General features: G+C 35.1%; 24 protein-coding genes. 7 read left to right on the top strand and 17 right to left on the bottom strand.

From position 1 onward, the window contains the following. Positions 1-39: 39 nt before the first annotated feature. Both ACR1PN_RS09310 and folK read right to left on the bottom strand, forming a co-directional pair. Entirely contained in the window at positions 40-1,149 is a 1,110-nt protein-coding gene (locus ACR1PN_RS09310; RefSeq protein WP_433979809.1) for an OmpA family protein, read from the bottom strand. Between the two features lie 10 nt (positions 1,150-1,159). Then, positions 1,160-1,585 (bottom strand): 2-amino-4-hydroxy-6-hydroxymethyldihydropteridine diphosphokinase, encoded by a 426-nt coding sequence (folK, locus tag ACR1PN_RS09305; protein ID WP_378183268.1) that lies wholly within the window; start codon positions 1,583-1,585, stop codon positions 1,160-1,162. 18 nt (positions 1,586-1,603) lie between these two features. On the opposite strand from folK, the gene sppA reads away from it, so the two are divergent. Then, the gene (gene sppA, locus ACR1PN_RS09300; RefSeq protein ID WP_433979808.1) at positions 1,604-3,358 is read left to right on the top strand and encodes a signal peptide peptidase SppA; all 1,755 of its coding nucleotides are present in this window, start codon (positions 1,604-1,606) and stop codon (positions 3,356-3,358) included. 67 nt (positions 3,359-3,425) lie between these two features. On the opposite strand, the gene ACR1PN_RS09295 is transcribed toward sppA, so the two are convergent. The 6 genes from ACR1PN_RS09295 to lnt all read right to left on the bottom strand — a co-directional run bounded on the left by ACR1PN_RS09295 (position 3,426) and on the right by lnt (position 7,226). After that, complete coding sequence (locus ACR1PN_RS09295) at positions 3,426-3,683, bottom strand: GlsB/YeaQ/YmgE family stress response membrane protein (RefSeq protein WP_378183275.1); 258 nt, start codon at positions 3,681-3,683, stop codon at positions 3,426-3,428. Positions 3,684-3,734: 51 nt separating this feature from the next. Next, entirely contained in the window at positions 3,735-4,688 is a 954-nt protein-coding gene (gene ftsY / locus ACR1PN_RS09290) for a signal recognition particle-docking protein FtsY (protein WP_378183278.1), read from the bottom strand. A gap of 176 nt (positions 4,689-4,864) precedes the next feature. Next, on the bottom strand, positions 4,865-5,014 hold the full coding sequence (locus ACR1PN_RS09285; RefSeq protein WP_065722020.1) for a DUF4295 family protein: 150 nt from the start codon (positions 5,012-5,014) through the stop codon (positions 4,865-4,867). Between the two features lie 20 nt (positions 5,015-5,034). Further along, the gene (gene rpmG / locus ACR1PN_RS09280) at positions 5,035-5,217 is read right to left on the bottom strand and encodes a 50S ribosomal protein L33 (RefSeq protein ID WP_027379950.1); all 183 of its coding nucleotides are present in this window, start codon (positions 5,215-5,217) and stop codon (positions 5,035-5,037) included. A gap of 3 nt (positions 5,218-5,220) precedes the next feature. Further along, the gene (gene rpmB / locus ACR1PN_RS09275) at positions 5,221-5,463 is read right to left on the bottom strand and encodes a 50S ribosomal protein L28 (RefSeq protein WP_002976757.1); all 243 of its coding nucleotides are present in this window, start codon (positions 5,461-5,463) and stop codon (positions 5,221-5,223) included. A gap of 122 nt (positions 5,464-5,585) precedes the next feature. Further along, positions 5,586-7,226 (bottom strand): apolipoprotein N-acyltransferase, encoded by a 1,641-nt coding sequence (lnt, locus tag ACR1PN_RS09270; protein ID WP_433979807.1) that lies wholly within the window; start codon positions 7,224-7,226, stop codon positions 5,586-5,588. 55 nt (positions 7,227-7,281) lie between these two features. Between lnt and ACR1PN_RS09265 the strand changes: the two genes are divergently transcribed. Further along, positions 7,282-7,707 (top strand): VanZ family protein, encoded by a 426-nt coding sequence (locus ACR1PN_RS09265; RefSeq protein ID WP_433979806.1) that lies wholly within the window; start codon positions 7,282-7,284, stop codon positions 7,705-7,707. Positions 7,708-7,833: 126 nt separating this feature from the next. Here the strand turns inward: ACR1PN_RS09265 and ACR1PN_RS09260 are convergent, their stop codons facing one another. The 9 genes from ACR1PN_RS09260 to ACR1PN_RS09220 all read right to left on the bottom strand — a co-directional run bounded on the left by ACR1PN_RS09260 (position 7,834) and on the right by ACR1PN_RS09220 (position 18,592). Next, positions 7,834-7,923 carry a hypothetical protein gene (locus ACR1PN_RS09260; protein ID WP_433979870.1) on the bottom strand — a complete coding sequence of 30 codons (90 nt, stop codon included), beginning with the start codon at positions 7,921-7,923 and terminating at the stop codon, positions 7,834-7,836. A 50-nt stretch (positions 7,924-7,973) separates the two neighbouring features. Further along, positions 7,974-8,636 (bottom strand): pyrroline-5-carboxylate reductase family protein, encoded by a 663-nt coding sequence (locus tag ACR1PN_RS09255; protein ID WP_433979805.1) that lies wholly within the window; start codon positions 8,634-8,636, stop codon positions 7,974-7,976. A 237-nt stretch (positions 8,637-8,873) separates the two neighbouring features. Next, positions 8,874-10,022, bottom strand: a complete 1,149-nt coding sequence (locus ACR1PN_RS09250; protein ID WP_433979804.1) for a cytochrome-c peroxidase — start codon at positions 10,020-10,022, stop codon at positions 8,874-8,876. A 124-nt stretch (positions 10,023-10,146) separates the two neighbouring features. Then, complete coding sequence (locus tag ACR1PN_RS09245) at positions 10,147-11,679, bottom strand: DUF6850 family outer membrane beta-barrel protein (RefSeq protein ID WP_433979803.1); 1,533 nt, start codon at positions 11,677-11,679, stop codon at positions 10,147-10,149. Positions 11,680-11,706: 27 nt separating this feature from the next. Beyond that, positions 11,707-12,939, bottom strand: coding sequence for a DUF4876 domain-containing protein (locus tag ACR1PN_RS09240; protein ID WP_433979802.1), 1,233 nt, complete (start codon positions 12,937-12,939; stop codon positions 11,707-11,709). Positions 12,940-12,965: 26 nt separating this feature from the next. Next, on the bottom strand, positions 12,966-15,722 hold the full coding sequence (locus ACR1PN_RS09235) for a TonB-dependent receptor (protein ID WP_433979801.1): 2,757 nt from the start codon (positions 15,720-15,722) through the stop codon (positions 12,966-12,968). Between the two features lie 122 nt (positions 15,723-15,844). Next, a complete protein-coding gene (gene murB / locus ACR1PN_RS09230) occupies positions 15,845-16,858 on the bottom strand; it encodes a UDP-N-acetylmuramate dehydrogenase (RefSeq protein WP_433979800.1) in 1,014 nt (337 codons plus the stop codon). A gap of 41 nt (positions 16,859-16,899) precedes the next feature. Continuing rightward, positions 16,900-17,337, bottom strand: coding sequence for a hypothetical protein (locus tag ACR1PN_RS09225; RefSeq protein ID WP_433979799.1), 438 nt, complete (start codon positions 17,335-17,337; stop codon positions 16,900-16,902). A gap of 49 nt (positions 17,338-17,386) precedes the next feature. Beyond that, positions 17,387-18,592: a pyridoxal phosphate-dependent aminotransferase gene (locus ACR1PN_RS09220; protein WP_378183312.1), complete on the bottom strand. Its 1,206-nt coding sequence runs from the start codon at positions 18,590-18,592 to the stop codon at positions 17,387-17,389. A gap of 262 nt (positions 18,593-18,854) precedes the next feature. Here ACR1PN_RS09220 and ACR1PN_RS09215 point away from each other — a divergent pair, with 262 nt between their 5' ends. The 5 genes from ACR1PN_RS09215 to ACR1PN_RS09195 all read left to right on the top strand — a co-directional run bounded on the left by ACR1PN_RS09215 (position 18,855) and on the right by ACR1PN_RS09195 (position 23,824). Continuing rightward, the gene (locus tag ACR1PN_RS09215; RefSeq protein WP_433979798.1) at positions 18,855-21,416 is read left to right on the top strand and encodes a fibronectin type III domain-containing protein; all 2,562 of its coding nucleotides are present in this window, start codon (positions 18,855-18,857) and stop codon (positions 21,414-21,416) included. Positions 21,417-21,498: 82 nt separating this feature from the next. After that, positions 21,499-21,957, top strand: a complete 459-nt coding sequence (locus ACR1PN_RS09210; RefSeq protein WP_433979797.1) for a DUF1801 domain-containing protein — start codon at positions 21,499-21,501, stop codon at positions 21,955-21,957. Beyond that, complete coding sequence (locus ACR1PN_RS09205; protein WP_433979796.1) at positions 21,914-22,585, top strand: YiiX/YebB-like N1pC/P60 family cysteine hydrolase; 672 nt, start codon at positions 21,914-21,916, stop codon at positions 22,583-22,585. The genes ACR1PN_RS09210 and ACR1PN_RS09205 overlap by 44 nt, the downstream gene beginning before the upstream one ends. A gap of 276 nt (positions 22,586-22,861) precedes the next feature. Further along, positions 22,862-23,167, top strand: coding sequence for a cysteine methyltransferase (locus ACR1PN_RS09200; RefSeq protein WP_433979795.1), 306 nt, complete (start codon positions 22,862-22,864; stop codon positions 23,165-23,167). 105 nt (positions 23,168-23,272) lie between these two features. Beyond that, the gene (locus ACR1PN_RS09195; protein ID WP_433979794.1) at positions 23,273-23,824 is read left to right on the top strand and encodes a LemA family protein; all 552 of its coding nucleotides are present in this window, start codon (positions 23,273-23,275) and stop codon (positions 23,822-23,824) included. Positions 23,825-23,827 lie beyond the last annotated feature (3 nt).

Here is a 23,827-nt window from a genome sequence, read left to right as displayed (position 1 = left end):
TTTTATTTGTTAATTAAATGAATATTTTGTGTTCGCAGATTAATTATTCGGGCAACCATTGTTATCAGGAGAACCTGGTACTGTAACGCACTTGTCGTACAAGTCAATTACACCATCAAGATCCATATCTAAAGCTACACCGGCACCGTCAACTCTTGCACCTGCAGGAGTATTAAGCTCTCTGTCCCAGTCATCGCAAACACCGTCGTTGTCATTATCTCCCTTCTCGCATACAACAAGCTCGTTGGTTTTGCTATCCAATACATTCGTTCTGTAATAAACTTCCTGTAGAGGATCATGCCAAGCAAGGTGAGACATATGTTTCCCTAATTTAAATGATACACCTAAATTTACTGTAAACATATTATCTGATCTCTTATCATTGATCATATTATATTTGGAATTAGCGCTCCCTGCATTGTAATCTGCAGGATCAGCCCATCCGCCACCATCAAATTCATCATCACCACTGATGATATACATTGCTCTGGCTTCTACATCAATAAGTTTTGAAACATTGAATTTTACACCAGCCCCAAACTGATAAAAAATAGAATTTATATCCAGCTTCTGGTCAATGAATAATGGGGCACGCTTAGGCGATGTGCTCCATCTGAACTCATCATTATCATGTAAAGATGTATTGTAATTCATTAGACCTAAACCACCATAACCGTGGAGCGCCCATCTGTATGTAGAATAATTGTCAACTCTCCTTAAAAGATTTGAGAAGTTAATATCCCCTAATACTGCGATCTGGTTATATTTTGTCTTTGCGACTCCTACGCCTGCAAGCTGTCCACGAATTCCATCTTGCATTCCTTTTTGATTAGTTTCTCCTCTTTGGTATGCAATACTTAGTCCAAAAGTATGCGAAATCTGCTTATCTATGCTGACATAAGCATTGTAACCCCAATTTACCTTTTTATCATAAAAAGAGGTAAGATCCGAGTTAGCCATAAATGCAGCACCACCACCAACTGAAATAGACCAGTCTCTGAATCTTCTCGCTTTATTGTCAAATTTTTGAACGTTTGAAGATCCGGAAGAAAAAGTATTAGGATATTCGTTTGTGGAATTTACAGAAATACTGTCCTGAGCATAAGTAGCAATGGGCAAAGCGGCCAATAATAATAAACCTAATTTCATACAATATGTTTTATTTGTTGTTTTTAATTAAATCTTCTAATAATATCTTGGAAAACTCCCTTTCAAAAAGATGTTTTTCATGAGGGATTTTTAACCTTTCTGATGTGAATTTCAGCTCACCATACTTCACGATATCAATGTCAATGATTCTGTCTGTATACACTTTTGAGATCGTAGAGTCTGTTGTGCGACCCATTTCAATCTCTATTTTTTTCACATAATCAAGCAATTGAATAGGTGACAGGTGAGTAGATATTATTGATGCAATATTACAAAAAATATTAGAACTGGCAAACTCTACGGGGTCAGAAGTCAAATATTTACTTTTTTTTAATATTAAACAGACTTCATTTATTTTGTCTAAAGCCGTATCTATATTTTTTTTTTGATCACCCATGTTACTTCCGAGTAACAAAACTACCTTATGTTGCGACATATCGGAAAATGATTGTTTATGAAGAGTTTCTTTAAAAATGTTTTGGCAAATATAGTGGCTATTGTCATATTATGCTTTGTGTTTTTTTTCTTTTTTATTATTATGATTGCAGTGGGATCTATGGGGGGCGAAAAATCGGTATCTGTAAAGAAGAATTCTGTTTTAACGATTAATCTTAAGACATCCATTATAGATAGTCCTACAGAAGAGCAGCAGAATATTTTTAATATTAAAGATAAGAACATCAATATCCTTGTTTATGATGCTGTAGAAGCGATTCATAAAGCAAAGGATGATGATAATATTAAAGGAATAAGTATTGAAGCTGATAATCTTAATGCAGGAACTACCCAAATTGATGATTTAAGAAACGCTATTGAAGATTTCAAGAAAAGTGGAAAATTTGTCTATGCGTATGGTAATGCAGTTTCTCAAGCGTCTTACTACTTAGGATCTGTTGCAGATCAATATTATTTAAATCCATCTGGAGGAATCGAACTGAAAGGTTTAGCGACTGAAGTTACCTTCTTTAAAGATTTTGCCGAAAAATATGGAATTGGAATTGAGGTAATTCGTCACGGTAAATTCAAATCTGCGGTTGAACCATTTTTAAGAAATGATATTTCCCCTGAAAATAAGGAACAGCTTAGTACATTGTTGAATGATATTTGGGGAAATACTTCAGCAAAGATGGCTGCTTCCAGAAAAATGAGCGCTGATGATTTTAAAACTGTTGTCGACAGCTTATACGGAATGATACCTGACCTGAGTGTAAAATACAAACTTGCGGATAAACTTATTCAGAAAACTGAGTATGATCAAATAATTAAAACAAAACTTAAACTTGGTGATAAAGACAAGCTTAATAAAATTTCACTTCAGAAATATATAGATTCTTTTACGGATAAAGACAGTTCTGGTGAAAAGGTAGCCGTTTTATATGCTTCAGGCTCTATCAACAGTGGTGATGAATATAGTGAGATTTATTCAGAAAAATATATTAAATATATCAAAGATCTTCAGGAAGATAAAAAAGTAAAGGCAGTTGTTCTGAGAATTAATTCTCCTGGTGGAAGTGCAAACGCTTCTGACGAAATTTTATTTGAGCTTCAGCAGTTGAAAAAAACAAAACCTCTTGTCGTTTCTTTTGGTGATTATGCTGCTTCGGGTGGATATTATATCGCAATGGGTGCAGATAAAATTTATTCTGAGCCGAATACACTTACCGGATCGATTGGAGTTTTCGGAGTGTTGCCTTATTTTAAAGATATTGCCAACAAAAACGGTGTGCGTTCTGATATCGTAGCTACAAACGCAAACTCAGCTTATTATTCTTCTTTGCATGGTCTTACACCTTATGGAGTGAATCTGATGACAAGAAGCGTAGAAGGAACTTATAAAAGATTTGTTCATTTTGTAATTCAGAACAGAAAGAAAACTTTCGAGCAGATTGATAATGTTGGAGGTGGAAGAGTTTGGAGCGGAGTTCGAGCTAAGGAAATAGGATTGGTTGATGAATTGGGGACTTTGAATGATGCTGTGAAATTTGCGGCTCAGAAAGCAAATCTTAAATCTTATAATGTTGCATCTTATCCAAAGAGAATGACAGCTTTTGAGCAGATTTTCAGTGATATGAATGAAGACGATATTTCTGCAAGAGTGATCAAAAATAAAATTGGTAAAGCAAACTATGAAATTTTGGAACAGCTTACCGATAAGAAACTAAAATCTGAGGTGAAAATGGAAATGCCTTACAGAATCAAAATCAACTAAATTATATTGTTCATAAAAATCCCGATCTGAATTTTCAGATCGGGATTTTATTTTTTATCTAATAATTTTACTTCCTTGTAGCCATTCCGTAAAGCCAAAGAACAATCAATGCGCCTCCAATGGCAAGAGCCCAGCTTCTGAAATTCCAGAAAGAATCTACATCTCCCCAATGAAGAACGTAAACTCCGATTAATCCGCCAATAAATGCTCCTACGATACCTAAAATAATGGTGATTAGCCATCCGCCACCTTGCTTTCCGGGCATAATCATTTTAGCAATAGCACCTGCTAAAAGACCAAAAATAATCCATGTTAAAATTCCCATAGTTTAAATTTTTTTAAAGTTAGTATTGTGTTTATTTTCGAAAGGTAATTCTTACCTCTTTTTGAAAAATGAATCTACAAACTCTGTACCATTAAAAAGCTGGAGGTCCTGCATCTTTTCACCTACACCAATATATTTCACCGGAATCTGGAATTGGTCTGAAATTCCGATAACGACACCGCCTTTTGCGGTCCCGTCTAATTTTGTTACCGCTAGAGCATTTACTTCAGTTGCTGCTGTAAACTGTTTTGCCTGTTCAAAAGCGTTCTGCCCCGTAGAACCGTCAAGAACCAATAAAATCTCATGGGGGGCATCAGGAATTACTTTTTGCATCACTCTCTTGATTTTAGAAAGCTCATTCATCAGATTGATTTTATTATGGAGCCTTCCTGCTGTATCGATGATTACAACATCAGCGTTTTGAGCTACTGCACTTTGAACTGTATCAAAAGCAACGGAAGCCGGATCTGAGCCCATTTCCTGTTTTACGATCGGAACGCCAACTCTTTCACTCCAGATCACGAGCTGGTCAACAGCTGCTGCTCTGAACGTATCTGCTGCTCCCAAAACAACTTTTTTCCCTTCAGATTTAAACTGATGAGCCAATTTTCCGATCGTTGTAGTTTTCCCAACACCATTTACGCCAACAACCATGATGACATATGGCTTCTTCGAAGTGTCGATATTTCCTGTTCCTCTGTGTGGGTTTTCCAGTAAAAGACCTGAAATTTCTTCACGAAGAATTTTATCAAGCTCGTTTACACCAACATATTTGTCTCTCGCTACACGTTCTTCAATTCTTTCAATGATTTTGATGGTTGTAGAAGCGCCCACGTCTGAAGCGATGAGGATTTCTTCCAGATCGTCCAGAACCTCATCGTCTACTTTGCTTTTGCCGACTACGGCCTTTGTCATTTTTTCAAAGAAACCCTGGTTTGATTTTTCCAGACCTTTGTCTAATGTTTCTTTTTCTTCTTTTTTAAAAATATTTTTAAACCAACTCATGTATGAATTTTCGGAATTTAGTTAATGTCGGATGCTGGATGTTGGAAGTTAGATGTTAACAATCATAATGTAACATCTGGCATCAGACATCCAACATCCAACAAGATTAAAAGCAAAGATAACAAAAAAACTACCCAAAAAATGAGTAGTTTTTATATTGTAAATAAAGTACCAGATTATTTTTTCAAATAACCGTCAACTTCGTCTGCATTCATTACTTTTTCTTCGAAAACGTAAGCTCCTGATTTAGAAGACTTCACCATTTTCACCACTTTAGTCATTTTTTTAGACCCGGTTTGTAGAGTTGCTACTACTTTCTTTGCCATGGTAAATTATATTTTATAAATTACTTGATTTCTTTGTGTACGGTTACTTTCTTAAGAACAGGATTGTATTTTTTCAATTCCAATCTTTCAGTTGTGTTCTTTTTATTTTTTGTAGAAATGTATCTAGACATTCCCGGCATACCGCTTTCTTTATGCTCAGTACATTCAAGGATTACTTGAACTCTATTTCCTTTTTTTGCCATGATTTAGTTCTTTTTAATCAATCCGTTTCTAGTAGCTCTTTCGATAGCTTCTTCGATTCCAATCTTGTTAATTACTCTCAATCCATGAGCTGAAACTTTTAAAGTAACGTGCTTATCTTGCTCTGGAAGGTAAAATTTCTTCTCCAATAAGTTAATTTCAAAACGACGCTTCGTTTTGTTATTAGCGTGAGAAACGTTGTTACCAACCATTGCACGCTTTCCTGTTATCTGGCAAATTCTTGACATATCTCGATGTTCTTATTTGTATAATATTTGAGGTTGCAAAATAACGAATAATTTTTTTAATAGACAAGTGTATTGCAAAATTATTTCTTTATTTCTTCTTCCTATAATTTTGAAAATGAAAGCTAAGCCTTTTTGGAAGCCATCTTATTCTGAAATCTTTTGATTAAATAGTAAAACAGCAAAAATCCTAAGGCGAAAATAGAAACCCTCGAAAGGAAATCACCGGCTCTTACATAAAATGTTTCACCTTCGTAAAGTTTTATCTTTGCAAATAAGGCAGTTTTATCACCATAAAATGTGTCTTCTAAAATTTCCCCTTTTGCATTAATATGTGCAGAAATGCCACTATTTGCAGAACGCGCAATTTCCCGACGGGTTTCGATGGCTCTCAGTTTTGCGTAAGAAAGCAGCTGTTTGTGACCTTCTGTAACACCCCACCATGAATCATTGGTCATAATTCCTAGAAAATTGGCGCCCTTTTTTACATAGTCGGTTACAAATTCACCATAAATACTTTCATAGCAGATAATCGGGGCAATTTTTCCTTTATTAAAAGGATTGGAAAATGCTACCCGTTCTTTGTCTGTTCCTAAAGAGGCGACAGTTCCACCCAGATTAATCATTGCATCGCCTAAAAGAGGCTTTAAAACATTCATGTACGGAAAAATTTCAACGCCCGGAACCAGTTTTCCTTTGTGGTAAACCTCTACTTTCTGATTAGGGATAATCTGAACGGCTGTATTGTAACGTTCTACCCAAACGCCGTTATTGATTTGGTAGGCGTCTTTGGGCAGATTGTTTTCACCAAAAAAATAACGGTGTGAAGAAATACCTGTTGCAAAAACCGAACCCGGATGTTTGGCAAGAAAACCTTTAACATTGTTCAGTAAATAGCTTTTTTCAAACGCAGTTTCGGAAATAGAACCGCTTCCCGGAATCGCTGTTTCGGGTGCGATATAATAATCAATTTTACCTTTAGTATTGTTTTCTGCCAAAGACAAAAGATCGTTCTGAATCGTGATGCTGTCTTTTTGGTACTTTTCATTATAAGGGTCAAGTTCAGGCTGAAGCATGAGCACATTCACTTCACCAATTGGTTTTTCATTAAACTGATTAAATTTTATCAACGAGATAATCATCGGAACACCTATCAAAATTACTGTTGCTGAAATATTGATGATTAAATCTTTTCTTTTTCTTCCTGCCTGCCAGATTCTTACCGTATAAAATATCAGTAAATTGATGATTAAAATCCAGAAACTTCCGCCCGTTGCTCCTAAAGTATCGTACCACTGAATCAGTTTAGGATAATCTGAAAAAGCATTTCCCAGATTCAGCCAAGGCCACGTAAGTTCCCAATTGAGGTGGAATTTTTCAAAACTCATCCATATGGCTACAAAAAAAGCCATTCCCCAATATGTTCCCTGAGCATTTTTATACCAATGATAACACTGAAAAACCAATGAATATAAAAAGGAATTAACCAAAACAGGAAATAAAACCGCCATCATCGAATGGCTACCGTCCGGATTTTTCGAACCGTACAACCAGCCTGTTGTCACTACATTCCATATAACGAAGCATAAATAGGAAAGCCCAAATATCACCCAGCTTTTTCTTTTGTATTTTGAAAACTTAGAAACATCATGTTCCATCATCAAAAGAGGAACTAAGGCAAAAAATAAAAAAAACGGAACTCCGTAAGTCGGCCAGGAAACCGAAAGCAGCATCGCTGAAATGAGCGTAAGTAAAACGTATTTCATTAAATTGGTTTAACATACAAATTTAATGTTTTTGAAATGAATAAATTTGCAATTGATGTTAAAGAAATTTTATAAAATTACCATTCTCCCTTTCACTGTTTTTTTGCTCTATCTGATGTTTTTCGGAATGGGAAGAACGCAGTATGAAGATCATGTAATCAGGGTAGAGCCACTTTTTGCAACATTAGGCTTTATTGAAAATACAATCAGCTGGTTTGAAATCATCAAAATCGTTGTGGGAAATGTCGTTATGTTTATGCCTTTCGGTTTTTTAGGGTGGGTTTTTCCGCGTCTTCAGGGTTTAAGAGAAAATATTCTGTTTTTTATTTCGGCAATTGTAATAGTAGAAGCGCTTCAATATTTTACGCGATTAGGGATTTTTGAGGTGGATGATATTATTCTGAATACGTTTGGCGTTTTTCTTGGATGGCAAATTAAAAGAATGCTTGAAATTAAATTCACCAAATTTGTAGTTGAATAGTCAAAAAAATAAAGACCTTTTTATTTTCTCGCAGATTTTGCTGATTACGCAGATTCTTTCAATATTAAATCTACAAAATCTGTAAAATCTGCGAGAGACTTACTTTATTTTAAGCTGAAAACAAACTTATCCGTTTAATTCTTTTGCTCTTTTCTCGGCATTTAAAATCCCGTTTTGCAGAATTTGTTTAAAATTATTTTCATCGAAAGTTTTCAGTGCAGCTTCGGTTGTTCCTCCTTTTGAGGCAACATCTTTTATTAATTCTTCTAAATTTTTTGTGAATTATTAATCAAATGATACGCACCCAACATTGTCTGCTTTACAAAAAGTTTGGAAAGATTTTCATCAATTCCCATTTCTGTTCCGGCTTTAATCATCGCATCAACAATGTAATAGAAATAGGCTGGTCCACTCCCTGAAAGTGCAGTAACGCCGTCTAAAAGTTCTTCGTTTTCCAGATAAACCGATCTTCCTGTACTGTTGAGCAATCTTTCGATATTCATCAGTTGATTAAAAGAAATTCCTTGTGCAGAAGTATAACCCGTGATTCCCATTCCGAGAAGGGTAGGAGAGTTGGGCATTGCTCTTACAACCAGTTTATGATTTAATAAATCTTGAATTTTCTCAATTTTAATTCCTGCCATAATCGATAAAATCATCTGGTTTTCCTTGAATGAAAATTGTATGTTTTCAGCGGTATTTTGGAAATCCTGTGGTTTTACAGCGATAATGATTAAATCTGCATCAATTGCATTTAAATTTTCAAATAAAGAAATTTTCGATTTTGGAAATTCTTCTGAAATTTTTTGAATTTTAGATTGATTTCTAGTGATGAGATGAAGGTTTTCAGGTTTTATTAATTCATATTTCAAAAATGATTTTGAAAAAGATAAACCCATATTTCCGGCTCCGATGATGGCGATTTTCATATTTGTGTACTGTTTGGAATTTTGTCCTAAAGATAGTTAAAATGAATCTCTTTTTGGATGAAATTCTATTTTTATCTTAAAACGGATTCTATTTAAAAACTTGGGATTTGATCGTGATTAAAAAATGCAATGGTAGACAAGGAATTTTAAAAAAAAATATACTGAATAAACAAAGCTGTTTCATTTATTTTCGAAAGACAAAATTTTAAAAAAAAACACAATGGTTTATTGAAATTTTTACTCCACCGGAAATTCAGGTCTCCTCATTTTATATTTTGTCCCGGATAGTGACTCCAAGAAAGAAACTAAAGCCTTTGTTTCTTCTTTTGTTAAATTTAATTTCTGCAATAAAGGATCGGTGGAAGGATAAAGCGGATCTGCCGATTTTTTTTCGGGAGTCGGGTCGATTTGGTGCATTCCGCTGTTGTACATATTGACCACACCTTCAAGATTATCAAAAAGTCCATTGTGCATCCACGGCTGAGTAAGCGTTAAGTCTCTTAACTGCGGCGTTTTGAATTTTCCTACGTCTTCAGCTTTTTTGGTAATGTTGTATAAGCCTAAATCTTCGTATTTTCTTTTATAATACGTCAGACCGATATTGTGGAAAGATTCGTCGGTAAGATATTGACCGTTGTGACAATTCATACAGCGAGCTTTGGTACGGAAAATATGCATTCCGTAGATTTCTTCATCCGTCAAAGAACTGTATTTTCCTTCTAAAAATCTGTCGAAACGGCTTGGCTGACTTTTAATGGTTTTCTGAAAATCGGCAATGGCTTTCACAATTCTATCATACGTCACTTTTTCTGTTCCGTAAGCATTTTTGAAAAGCTGCTGATAACCTTTAATGTTCTGAATTTTTGCTGGAAGCGTTTTCACATCCATTGCCATTTCGTGATGGGCCCCAAGCGGACCGGAAGCTTGTTCTTCAAGAGTTTTTGCTCTTCCGTCCCAAAAAAAAGATGTTCTTTCGGCGATGTTGTATAATGAAATGGTATTTCTGTTTCCTAAGAGATGATTGTTTCCTAGAGCAACACGTCTTCTGTCTGACCAACCCATTTCCGGATCGTGGCACGTGCTGCAGGAAATCTGATTGGATTGGGATAATTTAGGATCGAAAAAAAGCATTTTTCCTAAGATAACATTGTCTTTTTCCTGTTCGGTAAAATAGGCGGAATCACTTTTAATAGGAGCAAATTCTGACCATTTTACCCCTTTGTCAATATTGGGTTTTGGCCATTCTGTGATGGCTTTTTTGTAGCTTTTTACTATGTCTTCAATGGTTGGATCCGGAATGTTTGATAATTCGTTCCCTACTTTAGAAGTAAAACTCCAAAGAATAAATAAAATTAATCCCAAACTCAAATAAATTCCTTTTTTCATTTTTAAAATAAATATTCTTTTTTTTTGATGATTTTTTTTAACCATTAAGAATTTTAGAACTGACTATTATTAATTTTAAGAACCAATAAATTGGTTTTGATTAAGATTTTTAAGCCGAGTCTTATTAAAATGTAATTCCTAAACTTGCGCCGACGAAATTATTGTTTTTTTTCTGAATCTTTTGCGACTGATATTGTGCGCTGACAAAGAACGCAGGAAGTTTCTCGAGTTTGATGTCATATCTTAAATTGGCACCGAAAGTACTAATATCGCTTGCCTGAAAATTAAAATCATCTAAAATCCAGCTGTTGATGGCGGCATTTCCTAATGTAGACAATGCATTGATTGATTTGTTAACCATTCTTTTTGAAAAATAGGGTTCAATCGAAATCATTTGTGAAGAGTTAATTTGCTGACGGTAATTTGCGTTTAATCCAAAATATGAATACTCAAATTTTTGTCCTGAATTCGGGTAAAGATTTCTTTCTTTAATTTCTTCGTATCCAAAAAACGGCGAAACACTCACGTTGAAATTTTCTTCACTGTATTGATAAAGCCCTTTGATAGAACCTGAAAAGTTTTCAGAACGATAAGATTGTCTTTTAAAAATCAGCTCAGTTGCATTGGTATTTACTGAATATCCGTACTCGGATCCGGTTCTTACAATGGCTATGTAGTTTCCTAATAAACCGATTCTGTGCTTTTCTCCAAGATTAAAAAACTTGGCTCCCTCAAATTGCAGATTTTTATTTTCGAGTTCCGAAATTTCAAAAGAGGTTGATGTTGCGGTGTCGCTGTGACTTTTAATATTGTTGGAGCGTCCTGCTGAAAGCTGAATATAAAAGTCTTTCCCCTGCTTGTTTGAAATTTGAATCCCCCCTCGATAACCAAATTCTTCAAACGTTTGTGAAGGATTTATGCCACCGCTGAAAAAATAATTGGAAATTCCCAATCCTACCATTTGGTATACGAACGGTTTTCCTAAGATGCTCTGAAAGTTGAGCGAACTGTTTTGTGTGTATTTATTGAATGTTCCAAACAAACCGATTTCGTATTGCCTGAAAACTCTGTAGTTTGCTCCAGCATTGATATTTAAATCAGAAGTGGTACTTCTTAATCGGGGATCTCGTGTACGATAGCCAAGCTGTGCTGTATAATTTATTTCTCCTCCTACAGTCCATCGGTCATTAAGTTTTTGAGATAAACCTCCTGCAAAGAAGTATCTTTCTAAATTTAAGTTTCCGCCAACAGAATCTGCTGTGACATAAGGCGCAATTCTCTCGTAATCTAAATTTTCGTTCCAGCGGAATGTTTTTTTCTTTAAATTCTGATAACCGGCATTTCCCCAAACTGCAGTTTTGGAGTTGAGTTTTAAATAAGAGTTTGCATTGATGGATAAGCCTTTTTCTCCGGCTCCCAATTGCTGGCGAAAGATTTTTTTATCTTCATCGTGATAACCAACTTTGAACTCAGAAAATGATGAAGAACTATAACCCGACATCGCAGCCGGATTATAGTAAAACTGATTGATAAAATTTCTTTCAATACTATACTGATTATTGATTTTCTTGTAAAGCGAGATACTGTCTTGCGCTTTTATGGAAATAGTAGCAAAAGCTGTAACCAGTAGAAGTAATGAATGTTTTATATTAATCATAATTTAGAGTATTGTGTAATACTTTTATTAATGTAAATGTACAATACCGTCTTTTAAGCTTGGTACGGCATCTTTTGTAAAATCGTTTGAAGAATTGTTTGTATCGGTGTATATATTTCTACCGTTGCTCATTTGTCCGCTTACTTTACGTCTTACCGATTTACCGTAACGGTTGGCGTCGCTATCGGTTGCTCCTACAGAAGTCCATCCTGAATCAATACTTGCAGAGGTTAATGTATGTACAAAGTTTGTAGGAATGCTGTTATTCACCCCGTCAATAATCCAAGAATTGGGAATGCTGTATCTGCTTCTTGCCGTAACTTGTCCTGCACTATTCACATAAGTATAATCATATTTTTGATTTTGCAAAAATGTCTCCTTGTTTTCACCCGCTGGAAAACGTGCAATCACGTAGCTTTCAAATCCTCTGTTATGTAAAAGGAACATATTGAAATTTGTTGTGGAAAATATAATGTCTGCATTTAGGACACTAGGATTGTCTACCTGTCCCATAGCAGGATTAGTAGATGGAAATTCCCAATCTGCTTTATGAAGGTCATAGGCAGTAGGAGTATTTTGAGAATGATCTATTGCGTTATCTGCAACAACAATGAAGTCACCTGGTTGTACTAATTTAGGAGTGTTACTGGTTAGAATCATAACTCCTTTGACTGGAAAATAGTAATTTGTGTTATAGGGTGTAGGATTATCATCTGAGGTAGTATAAAAGTTTGATTGACCAATAATTAAATTTGCTGCATCTAAAGTTTTTGAGGTATTGTTGGTAATTTTGAAATAACGACTCGAATTATAGTTTTTATTATCCGGCGTTCTTACCCCCGTGAAAAATACTTCTTCAATAATAAAATCTTCATGGAACTTTTGTGCATGTAAGTGGATAGTAAGTGCCTGTGAAGGTGAGGATAAATCGGTTTGTCCAACTCCTGCAGCTCTTGTTTCTTCATTGCTCATAATGACAACACCATTTGCTGTAATTTTGTAAGAACCGTAAGGGATATCAAATGTAAAGGATGTTACACCTGATTCTAAAGATTGTTTTATAATGTTACCGGTATTCAACTCCATTATTTCTACGTTGATACCTTTATATGAGGTTATTCCTTCTCCTGTGAAATTCAAAGTTAGTTTTCCGTTTTGTTTTGCGGTTACTCCAAAATCATCATCACTTGAACAAGATGTTACAGTAAATCCTGTTACCAATGCCGCGGCTAGGCTTAATAATAAAACTCTCTTTTTCATGTCGTTTTCTATTTGTTTAAATTGTATTAAAAATTGTAGGTTAATTCCATTCCGAAATAGGGGGTATTGCTTCCCCGTCTTTCAATCAGCATATTGTTGAAATAATAAGGTGCACTGTAATTAAAAATCCTTGTGACGAACATGGATGTTTTAATATCTTTATAAATACTTTTAGTAACTTTTAAATTTGCTGCTAATGTGAAAGTTAGCTTTGTGGGGAGATTATCAGTTACAGAAACATTTCTTACTAACCATTGTTTATAAGTATCTGTTTTGTCTGCTTCTGTGAAAGGGCGAATAATTCCGTCAATTCCGTAATAAGAGATTGGCTCTGCGATTCTCTGGTCATTTCTTCGATAATCAAAAAAGCTTCCCTGAAACGATGCAGAAATCGTTAAATCCATTTTAGGGATATATGTATCAATGAATAAATTATAATTCATGTTGGAGTTTACATATCCGTTATCGTTTTGGTAGATTCCATAGTAAGGATATCCATCTGGTCCAACCGATGATGATGGTCGTTCAATTACAGGAATTGAGTTTCTGTATTGTGTTTTAAAATAAGCACCGCTTAGAGTGAATCTTGTGTTAATCGCTTTAAAACGTGGTGAAGTGTAGCCGAATTCGATACCGTTTTTTAATGTGGCGCTTCCATTTTCGGTTAAATTGTAAGATGCATTTATTTTTTTTTCGGTATAAGGAACATCTACCAGATTCGGTCCGTTATTCCATTGTGAAAGGTCGACCTGTGTTGCGTCATATTGTTTATAAGTGTGCAATACTGTGTGTAGCATTTGACGGAAACCATTGCTCATATTTTCATTAAAATAGGTAATGAATAGATTGTGGTTTTTATAGGAGAAATCCAGTCTGATTTCTTTTTTAACACTTTTTGCTGCTTCAATATTTTTGTTGGTAAGATCTTGCACATACGTCATGAAATTTACATAACGATATTGTGCGTCGTTATGATAATAATTAAGCTGTGTATAATCCCAATATTCTCGGTTAGGATAAAGCATTAAAAGAGTAGGTTGTTTATAAAATTGTCCGTATCCTAAAGTAATATCTGTTTTTAAAGGAGAATTGTTGATCATTAAGTGCGGAAGATTATATTGTAGATTTAGTCTAGGTTCTACAAAAACCTTTTTGCTGATGGCGTAAGAATTGTCAATTCCCAATTGCTTTGAAAATCTTAAGCCGGTGTATAACGTAAATTTATGCTGATTAATCTCATAGCTCATTTGGTCTCCCAAAAAGGCAGCCAGTAAATTGGAAGCCGGAATATCATTAAAAGGTCTTGGTCTGGAATTGGTAAATGAGACAGCATAAGGAGAGTTCATATCGTAAATTAAACCTCTTCCGTTGTTTTTAGAATATCTCCAGTCTAAACCGGCTTCATACTGATGCGAAACTCCAAAAGTATTTCTTGTACCTGTTGCTTGAAGCATTGCGGTAATATCTAAAGGTTTCCCTTCTGTGGAAAAATCGCTTATGTATCTTAAAACCGGAAAAATTCCCACATTTTCACCTTGCTCAGTTGCTAAAGAAAACGCTCTGGGACCAGATAACTGCACTAATTTCGTCTGATCTATTTTTTCAAATCCCTGCCTGATTGCGGTGTTTAAAATAACTTTATCAAAAAATAAGTTTTTATCTAAACTATAAATGAAGTTATTTGTGAAGTTAATTCTTGTCTTGCTTTGTTTGTATTTGTCAATATCCGGCGTTCCGTTATCCGGATCATATTTTTTAGAATCAATATTAGATGAAAAATCTATTGTTGAGCGCCATTCTATTGGATTAGACCATAAATTACCTTTCTTTTTTGAGCGTATGGACGCAGTTACTCTTTGATAATTTTCAAAATCATCGGTCGGAGTTGCTTTTGAATCTAAAAAATCTGCGCCTGCGCTTATTTGCCAGTTGTCATTGATTTTAAAACCTTTACCAACATAATATTGCTTGCTGAAGCCGTCTGCTTTGAATCTTGCCTGTAGAGGAGATTCGTTAATTTTTCTTTCAATTTTTATCACTCCGGAAGTCAGATCACCATAAGATGCCGACGGAATCCCTCGGATGATTTCTACTTTTTCGATGTCGTTTGTAGAAATTGTTCTCATGTCAACTCCTGTCGTTACGGTTTCTCTTGCCATCGGACCTTCACCGAACTGCCTGTTGTCTAAAGAAACCTGCATGTCTGCATTAGAATTGATAATATTTCCGTCAATCATAAATTGAGTTCCTAAAGCAGTAGTATTATATTTATCGGTACTATATGTAAATCCACCTCTGTTCTCACGAAGCATAGGTCTGTTGTTGAAACTTAAATTGGGTGTTTTTGCCAATCCTCCGGGTAATAGTTCCATCAGATCGGTTAAGCTTGATGGCTGCAAATGCTCCATTGCTTTTCTGTCGATAACCGATTTTGTCGTTAAGCCCTTGTCTTCTTTCGAAAACATGATCAATTCTTCAAGCTGATTAATGGGCTGTAGCTGAATATTTAAGCTTTTAGAATTGTTGAGCGTGACATCAACCTCTTTTTCCTGATAATTAGAATGCGATATTTTTAGGTGATGCTTTCCTTCACTTAAATTAAGTATAGCATTTCCGTTATCGTCTGTAACTGTAGTTTGTTCAGAACTTTTTACAGATACATTTTTTAGTTTTTGCTGATTTTCTCCGGATATATTTAAGCTTAATTGCAATCTCTCATTTTGAGCAAATAAGAATTGGGAACCGAAGAAAAATAGTGTTACGAAAGTTAATAGCCTGATCATCATTATTTTAGTTATTCTAAAAGCAAAGCGACCGCAAAAATAACAATTATATCTGCCGAAACAAAGCTTATTTAGAATAAATTAAAATAAATGACAAATGTCAGATGATAAATAGTAAGCGTTTAAAGAATATTTACCTCCCTTTCCAGTTCAATACCGAATTTTTCTTGTACAGAATCTATTATTAATGTTGAAAAATCAAAAATTTCTTTACCGGTTGCATTTCCGGTGGTATTGATGATCACTAAAGACTGAAGTTTGTGAGAGGCAACATTTCCTATTTGTTTTCCTTTCCAGCCACATTGTTCGATCAGCCATCCTGCAGGAACTTTTACAAAATTTCCGTTCGGATAACCTTGAATATTAGGGAATTGCTCTTTTAAATTTTCAAACTGAGTTAAAGGAATTGTTGGGTTTTTAAAAAAACTTCCCGCGTTGCCAATTTCTTTAGGATCAGGAAGTTTGCTCTGTCTGATATTGATAACCGCTTTTGAAATATCCTGAATAGTAGGATGGGTAATTCCTAAATTTTCAAGCTCAGATTTGATCGCACCATATTCTGTTTTAATAGAATGGTTTTTGGTCGTTAATTTAAAACTGACTTCCAGAATCACATATTTTCCTTTTCCTTCCTGCTTAAAAATAGAATCTCTATACCCGAATCTGCATTTTTCAAGATCGAAAGTTTCAACTTCGAGAGTTCCAAGATTTAAAACTTTACACTGAACAAAAACATCTTTGATTTCCGTTCCGTACGCTCCGATATTCTGCATCGGTGAAGTTCCTACATTTCCGGGAATCAGGGAGAGGTTTTCCAGCCCGCCATAGTTTTTATTAAGACAAAATAGGACCAACTCATGCCAGTTTTCACCTGCTTTAGCGGTTACTAAAACTTCATTTTCATTTAGGATTTCTTCAGAAATTCCTTTCAAATTTAATTTAATAGCTAATCCGTCAAAATCTTTTGTAAATAAAATATTACTTCCACCCCCAAGAAAAAGAAGAGGTAGAGCTTTAGAACTTGAAAATTTTACAGCTTCAATTAATTCATCAATAGAATTTACCTCAATAAAATATTTTGCTTTTGCCTCTACACCAAAAGTATTAAAGGGTTTTAGTGAAAAATTTTCCTGCATTGGATTTGTAAATGTTTGAATTAATTGAAAATGAAAACTTCCTATTGATATTTCTGAGGAATAATTTTTAAAAGTTCTTGTTTGAAACAGTTAAATTGATTGTAATGAATATCACTGTGTGCGTTTACGTAAACGTGCGACTTTTTACTGGTTTTGATTTGAAAACTCTCGTCAATTCCGTCGATTGCCTGAATACTCGGTGAACTTTCTATGCTGTCTAAATTTTTTATTTTAAAACAGAAAACCAGTTTTTTCCATGTTTCCGGCTTTATGACAGAATGCCATTCTTCGTGCTTGTTATTAGCGGTTTGTCCACTTTCAAAATGAATGGAATCTTTGGAAACTTTAATGACTCTGTAATAACCTAATTGTCCTCCGGCGTCTGATAAACCAATAAATGTAATTTCTTCGTTTCTTGAATCTGAACTTCTGTTTGTTGTTTTTTCGCTGCACGAAAAGATAACCAGCAGTAAAAACATTGAAAAGAAAATTTTCAAACCGTTCATTTTTACTACTGGTTATTTATGATTAAAGATTAAACTCCAATTTATATTTTTCAAGCGCATTTCTCAGAATTTCTGCACTTTTTCTTAAATCTTCCTCTTTTAAAACGTAAGCAATTCTCACCTGTTTTTTTCCTAATTCAGGATTGCTGTAAAATCCTCCGGCAGGAGCTACCATAATGGTTTCGTTGTTCAGAGTGTATTTTTCAAGGAGCCATTGTGCAAATTTTTCGGTGTCGTCTACAGGAAGTTCGGCAACGCAATAAAATGCTCCTTTCGGTTTAGGGCAAATTACTCCCGGAATAGAGTTCAGCAAATCAACCAAAACATTTCTTCTATGGGTATACTCTTCTCTTACAGATCTGATGTATGCACCGTCATTCTGATGAGCGGCCGTTGCGGCAATTTGTCCTAATAAAACAGGGCTTAATCTTGCTTGTGCGAAAAGCATGGCTGCATCACGAATTTTTTTAGAACGGGTAATCATGCATCCGATTCTTACCCCACACATTGAGTAGCGTTTCGATTCCGAATCGATAATGATACAGTTTTCTGCCAATTCAGGAAATGCAAGCATGGAAACCTGTTGTTTTCCGTCATAAACATATTCTCTGTATACCTCATCAGAAATTACAACGATATCATATTTTAAAGCAATTTCAGCTAATTTCTGAAGTTCTTCACGAGTGTATAGATAACCAGTGGGATTTCCAGGATTACAGATAACGATTGCTCTTGTTTTAGCGGTGATCTTTTTCTCAAATTCTTCAATCGGGGGCAATGCAAAACCTGTATCAATTGATGAAGGAATAGCAACAACTTTTACATTGAAAGTGCTTGTAAATCCGTTGTAGTTGGCATAATAAGGCTCGGGAATAATTACTTCGTCATCATCATCACAAAGTGTTGAAATGGCGAAATTCAGTGCTTCAGATCCACCGTTTGTAACAATAAAGTTATCCGGAGTAAGATCTGTGAAATCTAATGAATGGTAATATTCTGTTAATGCTTTTCTATATTCTATATTTCCTTCTGATAGAGCATATTCCAAAACTTTTAAATCAATGTTTTTTAAAGCATTAAGAGCGGTTTCAGGAGTTTCTATATCCGGCTGACCGATGTTTAAGTGATATACTTTTGTACCTCTTTGTTTAGCCTGAAGGGCAAAAGGAACAAGTTTTCTTACCGGTGAAGGCGGCATCTGCTGCGCTCTGTTTGATATATTTGGCATTATCTAAAAATTTGTGTCACAAAAATAGCAAAATATTTCGGCTCTGCTAAAATATATGCGGTAAGAAAGAAATTGCTATGTATTGCATTTTAATTATTGTATTAATGTTAATTTATGTAAAATAGGATAAATTTTATTTGTGTAATCGAGTTTGTGTTGGGTATATTTTGTTAATATTTTGATATTATTAAAAATAATTAAAAATAAATGTTGTTGGTTTGAATTTAATTCATAGTTTTACACGACTAATAAAAAAATATTTATGAAAAGAAATCAACCAGCTCTTATGCTGGGTGCACTGGGAATTCTTACCAGTTCGCTTGCATTTGCACAAAATTTTCAAACTATGCCAATTCAATCGGGTCTCACTGCAGATGTGATTGCTAACGGAGTAGGTTCAGCAACAACTTCTACGACTACAGATGTAGATGGTGTTTCGTATGCTTTCGTTTCACAGGATTTTCAAGCAACGGCAACGAGTCCTGCTCTTACGTACGGTCTTCCGACAAACGGGATTATCAACAGTGTTGTAACATCAACACCCGGATTGAGCTATGTTATGGCGAATTACAGTTCTAACAACTCTCTTAAGCTTTCCAATCAGAATGATACAGGAACAATAGTTTTTACGACCCCAAAAGCTGCTTTCAGACTGTATATGCTTGCAACAAGTGGAAGTGGAGCTTCAACGGTTTCGGTTGTAGTAAAGTTTACGGATAATACTTCCCAGACCTTTACAGGAATAAGTATTTCTGACTGGTATGATAATACTGGTTTTGCAATTCAGGGTTTTGGAAGGATAAACAGAAATACAAATGCTTTGGAAACGGGTAGTGGAACAAATCCAAGACTTTATCAAAGCTTATTGACGATCGATCCTGCAAATCAGTCTAAGTTAATTCAAAGTGTAACCATTACCAAAACTTCTACAGCTCAAGGTCATGCAAATATTTTCGCCTTTTCAGTAGATGCCTATTCAAGTTGTCCTCCACCAACGTTAAACGCAGTGGGTACAATTACTGCCAATTCTGCCGCTATATCTTGGTCGCCGGCAACTGGAACAACTCCTGTTACTTATGACGTTTATTACAATACAAATAATACCCCTCCAACAAGTTCTACAACAGCGAATTTACCGGGAGTTTCAGGTACATCTACTACCATTCCGAGTTTAGCTTCAAATACAACTTACTATTATTGGGTAAGATCAAATTGTACTACTACATCTCAGAGCGCATGGTCTTTCTCCGGAAATTTTAAAACTTTGTGCGGACCAATGACTTCCATGTCTGAGAATTTTGATTCTTATAATACAGGAAATATTGTTCCTGATTGCTGGGTAAGAAATTATGTTAATGGTACAATGTCTATTTCTTCCTCTACACCTGCATCGGGGAACAGAAATATTTATCAGACTACAAGCACGACGCAAACGCCAAGTACAGTGGTTTTACCGGAATTCAGTAATGTAAATGCAGGAACTCATTGGCTTAGATTTAAAGCAAGAGTGAGTAGCACATCGGGTACGCTTAATGTAGGGTATGTGACCAATCCTACTGATGCAAGTACTTTTGTGTTACTTCAGGCTTTAAGCATTACAAATACAAACTACACAAGTGCTAACTCCGAATATACTGTTATTGTTCCGTCTTCAGTTCCTGCGAATGCGAGATTAGCTGTACGTAATACAGCAGACGGTAAAGGGTATTACTGGGATGACGTGGTGTGGGAAGCAGTTCCTGCATGTATTCCTCCTACTGCTATAAGTACATCTGCTGTTACCGCCAATACCGTGACAGTTTCATGGACGGCCCCGGCTTCCGCTCCTGCTAATGGCTATGAGTATTATTATTCAACAGCAAATACTGCACCTACAGCTACAGCAACAATTTCTGGTACTTCTGCCGCTGGAAGCGTTTCAAAGGTTGTTCCTGGATTGAATCCTGCAACTACATATTTTATGTGGATTCGTTCATCTTGCGGAACAACAAGTAAGAGTACATGGTCTTATGTAGGTACATTTACTACTTTATGTGCTGCAATCACCCCTTCTTATACTAATGATTTCAGTACTGCTCCTGGAAATTGCTGGACAAATAATCAAACAGGTGGTACACCAGCAACGGGACCAACAGGGACGACAACAAGCCCGCTTTGGGTATCTGGCGGATTCTTAAATGTTGGAAGCGCTAACTCTATGAGAATAAATCTTTATAGTGTTAACAGAACAGGATGGTTGAAAACTGCTGCTTTTGATTTGTCAGCCGGAGGATACAGAGTTAAATTTGATTATGGTGTAACAGCGTATAATGCTACGGGAGCTTCAGCTATGGGTTCTGATGATAACGTTCAATTATTGGTTTCAAATGACGGTGGTTCTACGTGGACTTCTCTTAAAACATGGAATGCTGCAAGTGCCCCTTCTAATACATCAACAACTTTTAGCTATGATTTAGTAGGATATAACAGTGCAAATACAATTTTCGCTTTATATGGTACGGACGGTACAGCAGATGATAATGAGGATTATGATTTCCATATCGATAATTTTACTGTTGAAGCTGCTAACTTGAGTACTTCCGAAGCAAATGCTAAAAATAAAGAAGTTAAAGTTTATCCAAATCCTTTCAGAGATATAGTTAATATTTCTGATATTAAAGAGGTGAAAACTGTAAAAGTATTTGATTTAAATGGAAGAACCCTTAAAACAATTGAAAACCCTACCAAGGAAATCAATTTAAGCTCATTGAATGCTGGACTGTATTTGATTACCATGTACTTCAAAGACGGTTCCCAAAATACCGTGAAAGCCATCAAAAAGTAAACTATTTTTGAATTATTTTTTTAAGCAGCCTTACATCTTTTTGTAAGGCTGTTTTTTTTAAATTTGTTAAAAAATTACAACAATGCAGATTCCGGCAACATCAGTAGAAGAGTATATCTCAAAAATCCCTGAAGAAAGACAGGAAGTTTTCAAAAAAATGTTTGATACCGTTACCGAAAATCTACCCAACGGATTTAAAAAAGGAGTGAGCTACGGAATGGTTGGTTGGGATGTTCCGTTAGAAACGTATCCGGCAGGTTATCATTGTACACCGGGTTCGGCGCTTCCGTTCATGGGAATGGCTTCTCAGAAAAACTTCATTGCTTTATATCACATGGGAATGTATGCAAAACCTGAGCTTTTAGATTGGTTCGTTGCTGAATTTCCTAAGCATTCGAAAAGAAAATTAGATATGGTCAAATCTTGTGTTCGTTTCAAAAAAATGGATGATATTCCTTTTGATCTGATTGCAGAACTGAGTAAGAAAATCACTGTTGATGAATGGATTTCTATTTATGAAAGCAATTTTAAGAAGAAATAATTTTTTTAGGTTATTTGCGGTTCTCGCTTTTCTTATCATAATTTCAGGATGTAAGAATTCGGTTTCGTTAGGTTTGAAAAACGGAGATTTACTTTTTGTTACCGCAAAAGAAACAGGTTTGTCGGGTGCGATTAATAATGTTACCCAAAAGCAGAAAAATGCTTCTTTTGATCATATCGGAATTTTGCAGAAAGATAAAAAGGGAATTTTTGTTCTTCATGCTGCTCCAAAAGGAGGCTCTCAAAAGCAGGAATTAAAAGGTTTTCTGAAAGATCAGTCCGATGACGAGCAAAGAGTTGTAATTTATAGATTGAAGCCTCAGTTTCAGAAAAATATTCCTGATGCGATTGAAAAAGCAAATTCAATGTTGGGTAAGCCTTACAATTTCAATTATATTTTAGACGAAAATTCTTATTACTGTTCAGATTATATCGAGAGAGCTTTCAGAAAGGATCATATTTTTAAATTAGAACCTATGACTTTTATTGATCCGAAAACAGGGAAAACCAATACATTTTGGGAAGAATTTTATGCTAAAAAAAATCTGAAAGTTCCCGAAGGAGAACCAGGATGCAATCCGAATGGTTTAGCAGCTTCAGACAAAATTGAGTGTATCAAAGAATTATAACGCTTGCTTTTGCATGGTTTTTATATAAGCCACGAATACACGATATGTTATTTAAATTAATAATAAAATTCGTGCATTCATGGTATTTTTTATTGTCATTTAACCATTTGAAGAGTGGAAGGGCATTTTAATTTCTCTTTTTATGTTAAAATTAAAAAATATTAGTCTACTAATTTGGTGGACTAATATTTTTTTATACTTTTGTCAGGTATTAATGATTAAATATTTCAAAATGCAATTCAAAAAGTAAAGTAGAACCCCAAAAATGTTTTAATAATGATGACATCTAATTTGCAGACATTGCCAAAAAATGTAAACCTGATTAAAAAAGAGCTTATTTTAGAAGTAGAACTCAACGGGAAAATGAAGTTTGATTACCTTCTGAATATCATTTATCAGCAGATGGGAATTTGCTACAAAGTTCTCAGTGCAAATGTGGAGTATATGAATGGAAGCAATTTTGGGTCATTTCAGCTATACATCAATGCAACACAGGAAGAGTCTCAGCAGCTGGAGTTTTTCCTGAATAAAAATAAACTCTTGAATACCACTGTTGAATATACCTGCAGAAAGTATTCATAACTGTAAGTCCATATATAGTTTGAGGAGCGTTCAATTTATTGAGCGCTTTTTTATTCAATTATCCGAGAAAAAGATTATTTTTAATCTAAATTAAATTACAAAATTATGATCGCACTTATTATTGGTGGTGTTTTGGCTATTGTGTTGCTTTACGGAGTTTCTATCTACAATCGCTTGGTGAAACTGAGAAATCTCGTTCAGGAAGCTTGGAGCAGTATTGATGTGATGCTTAAAAAACGTCACGATCTGATTCCGAATTTGGTAGAAACGGTAAAAGGGTATGCCACTCACGAACGTGAAACTTTAGAAAACGTGACAAGAGCAAGAAACCTTGCGGTGGGTGCAGATTCTGTAGAGGCAAAAGAAGCAGCAGAGAAAAACCTGAATCAGGCAATGGTAAATTTATTTGCGGTTGCAGAGCAATATCCTGATCTTAAAGCCAATGCTAATTTTCAACAATTGCAGGCTGAGCTTAGTTCAATAGAAAACGACATCGAAAAATCAAGAAGATATTACAACGGAACAGTGAGAGAAAACAATACTTTGGTAGAATCTTTCCCAAGCAATATCATCGCCAATATGTACAAATTTGAAAAATCTAAATTCTTTGAGCTCGAAAATATCGCAGACAGAGAAGTTCCAAGCGTAAAATTTTAAGGA

The organism is Chryseobacterium sp. RLHN22 (assembly GCF_051011795.1).
Lineage (GTDB): Bacteria > Bacteroidota > Bacteroidia > Flavobacteriales > Weeksellaceae > Chryseobacterium > Chryseobacterium zhengzhouense.
This window is presented reverse-complemented; position numbering and strand designations above follow the sequence as displayed.